Source organism: Candidatus Magnetobacterium casense, assembly GCF_019173545.1.
Lineage (GTDB): Bacteria > Nitrospirota > Thermodesulfovibrionia > Thermodesulfovibrionales > Magnetobacteriaceae > Magnetobacterium > Magnetobacterium cryptolimnobacter.
On record NZ_JABXWD010000453.1, the window covers coordinates 1 to 2494 of the forward strand.

2 protein-coding genes are annotated in these 2494 nt (G+C 46.4%); both read right to left on the reverse strand.

Features of this window, described 5'->3' with window-relative positions; genetic code table 11:
* Nucleotides 1-200: 200 nt before the first annotated feature.
* On the reverse strand, nucleotides 201-1247 hold the full coding sequence (locus tag HWQ67_RS16210; protein WP_218253725.1) for a deoxyguanosinetriphosphate triphosphohydrolase: 1047 nt from the start codon (nucleotides 1245-1247) through the stop codon (nucleotides 201-203).
* Nucleotides 1231-2220: an Rpn family recombination-promoting nuclease/putative transposase gene (locus HWQ67_RS16215; protein WP_218253726.1), complete on the reverse strand. Its 990-nt coding sequence runs from the start codon at nucleotides 2218-2220 to the stop codon at nucleotides 1231-1233. Before HWQ67_RS16215 ends, HWQ67_RS16210 begins: the two co-directional genes overlap by 17 nt.
* Nucleotides 2221-2494: the final 274 nt, after the last annotated feature.

Below are 2494 nucleotides of genomic sequence, written 5' to 3' on the forward strand. Positions count from 1 at the left end.
GCAAGGGGACCAGTCCCCTTGACCCCGTAAAAATGCCATGTATCTTGTATTTAATCCAATCGAAACGTGCTATATACACAACATTTCAATTGTATAGCTGAACTATTACCCTGGAACTTCCGTTATGGGGTTACGGGGAGTTCTTCGTGGCCTGAGCGCCTCGTTCCTCCCATTACAGGGGGGATGAAGCGGGATGAATATCATCGTTGTTGAAAGACAGTCCAGCGTTGTGGGATAAATATCTGTTCGTATGTCATCAGGGCAAAGGTATCCGTCATACCTGCAATGAAGTCGCATACCATCTGGTTGAGGTCTGAGCCGCTCTGCTGCGGTACTTGACCTACGACCAGTTCAGGGTGGGCGATGTAGTGGTCATATAGGTTCTTGAGGATATACCTGGCCTTGTTGAACTCCGACCTCAGAAAATCGCTCTCATAGACGCGCTCGTACAGAAACCCCCTCAGCAACTCAACGGCATGAAGCACCTCGTCAGACATCTTCAGGCGTTGCAGGTCTACAGAGAGGGTGTTGCAGACAATGTCCCTGACCATCGTGTCTATCCTCTTGGAGTGTCTGTTGCCGAGGATGGCAACGACTTCGTGTGGGATATCAGCCTCTGTGATGGCCTCTGCCCTGAGGGCGTCATCGAGGTCGTGGTTTACGTAGGCTATGACGTCGGAGACGCGGACGATCTGACCTTCGAGTGTTTCGGCGCCTTCTCCTGCCTCTGCCGGCAGGATGTTGCCCTTGCCCTTTGAGTGTTTGATGATGCCGTTGCGTACCTCGTGAGTGAGGTTGAGGCCGCGGCCGTTTTTTTCAAGGAAGTCCACAACCCTCAGACTCTGGACGTAGTGGTCAAAGCCGTCCTTGTGCAGTTCCCTCAGCACGGCCTCTCCGGCGTGTCCAAAGGGGGTGTGTCCCAGGTCGTGTCCCAGGGCTACGGCTTCGGTGAGGTCTTCGTTCAGACGCAGGGCACGGGCAATGGTGCGTGATATCTGCGACACCTCCAGGACGTGGGTCAGGCGGGTGCGGTAGTGGTCCCCACGCGGGGCCAAAAATACCTGCGTCTTGTGCTTGAGGCGCCGAAACGACTTCGAATGGATTATCCTGTCCCGGTCACGCTGGAAACACGTCCGGATATCTCCCTCGGCCTCATGCACTCGTCTGCCCTTGCTGTTGACGCTCAGGCAGGCACGGTTGTGCAGATATTGGCGCTCCCTAGCTTCTATCTCATGCCGTATCGTCATTGAAGAAAAAAAATCCCCTTAGTTCATCAAGCGTTTTAGACGTCTTGATCAACACCTTAAACTCCTCCAGCTTTTCAACAGACCTCAACTCTTTTACATGCACCATTATCTCCAATCCGGCAGTACCGTACTTGATCTCCAACATACCTTCTATGCCCTCGAGCAAGCCATCAAGTTTGCCTTCAGTCCTGCCTTCAGCCCTGCCTTCGGCCCTGCCTTTTATAATTCCTTGACGTTCACCCTCAAGCTGTCCTTTAATACGGGCATTTTCCTCTGCGTATTCTATGGCGCCTTTGCCAATCTGCATTTTGATCTGCCAATATTCATATATCTCGAATTCTTCTTTGTCCCACGTACTCGCATTTGCTATCTCATAGGCATCCTTTATCTCTGCGAAATCAGCACACTTAGGTACCATCTCCAGAGAATTAGCATTTTTTATGAAATACACCCACTTCTCTACTATATTCACTACCTCATCCTCTTTCTTTTTGAACTTGGGCAGCTCTATAAAATTAAACTCAAAGTCGTCCAACTCGTTTTTATATGTCTCTGTATTTAAAATTAAATGCTTTGTTAAATAATTATCTCCTTCAAAAACTTGAAAGTCAACTATCCCTATGTAGATAACTTTCTTTAACAGGGGATAATTCTCTCCCTTACCTAACTGATTAATATATGCCTTGCTTGTATAATAAAGTACCCTTTTAGCAAAGCCCTTCTCTCTTTGAACCTGTATCTCTATTATAAACGTTACACCCCTCTTGTCTATGGCCCTGATGTCTAATACCGTGTACTTCAGCTCATCTATCTTAGGTGCCTGATAAGGGCTAAGTATAGTTATTTCACCAATCTCCATATTCCCATTCAGACCTAATACGGCATTTAAAAAAGATATAAGTATATCCTTCCTGGCTTCATTGCCAAATATCCTCTTAAAGGCGATGTCGCTCTTTACATCTACAAACCTCATAGTCTTATTTTAACATATCATCAGGATTTTGTGTGTAGGCAACTAACGGCTGTTAGTTATCATAAGAAGTAATTTGACAATGTCACATTTAAGTAAACATCAGGGATTGTCTGAACCAGGATTGCACGGATGAAAGGATTTACAGGAGAAAGATATAACGCCTTCTTTAATTTGACAATGTCACATTCAAGTAACCATCAGGGATTGTCTGAACTAGGATTACACAGATTAAAGGATTTACAGGATAAAGACATGAGGTCTTCTTTAACACAAA